Consider the following 2,436-nt stretch of genomic DNA (forward strand, 5'->3'; position numbering starts at 1 on the left):
TCCGGCCCCTACCCCGCACAGCCCGCCGGGCCCCGGCCGGCGCAGCCCGGCGGGCCGTATCCCGGTCACCCCACCGGGCCGCAGCAGGGGTATCCGGCGGGGCCACAGCAGGGGCCGTCGTACGGGGGGCGGCCCGCGCCGGCGCACCCGCAGGACGACCCGCCCGGCTCGTTCACCCGGCGGCTGCCCTACACCCCGGACATGCTCCCCGACGTGCCCGTGTACGAGGCGCGGGCGGCCAAGTCCGGATGGTGGTGGCTGATCCTGGTGTGCGGCGTCGCCCTGCTGGTGGCGGCCCTCACCGTGGGCTTCCTGCTCTGGGTGAACAACGGCACGTAGCCGTTGGTCACGCCCGAGTGCTGTCCATGATCCAGTTCGTCTCCCAGGTCCGCTCCCCGTCCACCGAGAACGCCTGCTCCCACCGGCACGTGTCCGGCCCCAGGATGGTCCAGATGAAGCGGCACCGCACCGGCGTCCCCTCGTGGGAGTCGTCGGCGTAGAACTCGCCCCGGTCGCCGTCGAAGCCGCCCACCATCGGCGGCAGGTCGAGCACACCCCGGGCGCTGCTGGCCCAGTAGATCGCCCACTGCCGCGTCTCCGGGTTGTACAGCCGCACGGTCAGCCCGCTGAACCCCTTGGTGGGGAAGGTGATCTCGTCGAAGCTGGCCGCGCCGCCGAAGTGCCGGGTGGCGACCGACCGCCCGGGGAACTCGTCCCAGGTGTCGCTGCCGGTCAGCGGCTTGACCAGGCGCCGGTTGAGCACGTTCCAGGTGCCCTCGTAAAAGTCGAAATCGTTCATGCCCGGCACCGTACGGCCGGGTCACTGACAGGTAGTGTCAGCGATGTGCGAGCTTCCCGCCTGGTGTCGATCCTGCTGCTCCTGCAGACGCGCGGCCGGATGACGGCCGGGGAACTGGCCGGCCGGCTGGAGGTGTCGGTGCGGACGATCTACCGCGACGTGGAGTCACTCCACGCGGCCGGCATCCCGCTCTACGGCGACGCGGGGCCGAAGGGCGGCTACCAGCTCCTCGACGGCTACCGCACCAGGCTGACCGGGCTGACGACGGAGGAGGCCGAGTCGCTGCCGCTGGCCGGGCTGCCGGGCCCGGCGGCGGAGCTGGGGCTGGGCGCCGTGGTGACGGCCGCGCAGCTCAAGCTGATGGCGGCGCTCCCCGTCGAGCTGCGCGACCGGGCCGGGCGCATCCGGGAGCGGTTCCATCTCGACGCGCCGAGCTGGTACCACGACCGCGAGCCGGTCACCCATCTGCCCGCCGTGGCCGAGGCGGTGTGGAACGAGCACCCGATCCGGGTCCGCTACCGTCGCTGGCGCGCTCCGGAGGAGGTGGAGCGGAGGCTGGAGCCGTACGGCCTGGTCGTCAAGGCGGGCCGCTGGTACCTGGTGGCCCGGTGCGGCGAGCAGGTGCGCACCTACCGGGTGTCGCAGATCCTCGACCTGCACCCGCTGCCGGGCCGGTTCGCCAGACCCCAGGGGTTCGACCTGGCGGCCCACTGGCAGGCGTACCTGACGGAGTTCGAGACCCGGCTGCGGCGCGGCGAGGCGGTGCTGCGGCTGTCGCCGCGCGGGCTCGAACTGCTGCCCGGCCTGATGACGCCCGGGGTGGCGGCGGCGGCCCGGGAGAGCGCCGAACCGGACGCCGGCGGCTGGACTCGGGTGACGGTGCCGATCGAGTCGATCGAGCACGCGACGGGCGAGTTCCTCAGGCTGGGCGCGGACGCGGAGGTGCTCGGCCCGCCGGAGCTGCGCGAGCGGCTGCTCGCCATCGCCGAGCGGCTGGTCGGTTTCTACCGCGCCGGTTAAGCGGCCTGCAAGCGCCCCGGGACAGACTGCCCCAAAGGATCGACAACCGCTTCGGGGGCGACATTGCGCATGCTGGTGATGGTGCTGGCCGCCTGGCTGTTGCCCCAGCCGGTCGCCGGGCCGCACGTCACGCAGCCCAGAGCGGCGATCACCGCCACCGTCCGCGACGACGGCACGGTGGCCGTGGTCGAGGAGCACACGATCACGTACCCGCGCGGCGGGAAGGGCGCGTACGTGGACATCCCGCGCGCGCCGGAGGTCGTCGTGGAGGACGTCTCGGTGCGCGAGAACACGCCGTACGAGCGCGTGGCCCCGGCCGAGCCGGACACCGGCGGGCGCGCCGGCACGTTCAGCGAGCGGGCCTGCGGGAGCGACGGGCCGCACCGCGTCGTCTGGCACCTGGCCGCCGCACCCGGCGCCACCAGGACGTTCCGGCTCGGCTACACGCTCAGGAACGCGGTCACCGTGCACGGCGGGCACGCCTTCCTGTACCTGCCGGTGCGCGGCACGCACTGGCGGGGCGGCGTGGACCTGCTGGAGGTGACGGTCCGGCTGCCGGGAGCCGCCGCGGCGGGCGCGCACGAGGCGTTCGGGCAGCCCGCGAGCCGGCTGGCCCC

Annotated in this window: 3 protein-coding genes and 1 pseudogene; 3 read left to right on the plus strand and 1 reads right to left on the minus strand. The window is 74.1% G+C overall.

What is annotated here, in order from left to right; genetic code table 11:
• Positions 1 to 339: pseudogene (locus ADY59_RS52195) on the plus strand (hypothetical protein); the annotation flags it as partial.
• Between the two features lie 7 nt (positions 340 to 346).
• Here ADY59_RS52195 and ADY59_RS47080 read toward each other — a convergent pair.
• The gene (locus ADY59_RS47080; protein WP_049577832.1) at positions 347 to 799 is read right to left on the minus strand and encodes a hypothetical protein; all 453 of its coding nucleotides are present in this window, start codon (positions 797 to 799) and stop codon (positions 347 to 349) included.
• Between the two features lie 45 nt (positions 800 to 844).
• Between ADY59_RS47080 and ADY59_RS47085 the strand changes: the two genes are divergently transcribed.
• Together ADY59_RS47085 and ADY59_RS47090 are read left to right on the plus strand one after the other, a co-directional pair.
• The gene (locus ADY59_RS47085) at positions 845 to 1,819 is read left to right on the plus strand and encodes a helix-turn-helix transcriptional regulator (RefSeq protein ID WP_049577835.1); all 975 of its coding nucleotides are present in this window, start codon (positions 845 to 847) and stop codon (positions 1,817 to 1,819) included.
• A gap of 69 nt (positions 1,820 to 1,888) precedes the next feature.
• On the plus strand, positions 1,889 to 2,436 hold a 548-nt coding region (locus ADY59_RS47090), incomplete at its 3' end, for a DUF2207 domain-containing protein (RefSeq protein WP_049577838.1).

The sequence above is a fragment of the Nonomuraea sp. SBT364 genome, from assembly GCF_001083785.1.
Lineage (GTDB): Bacteria > Actinomycetota > Actinomycetes > Streptosporangiales > Streptosporangiaceae > Nonomuraea.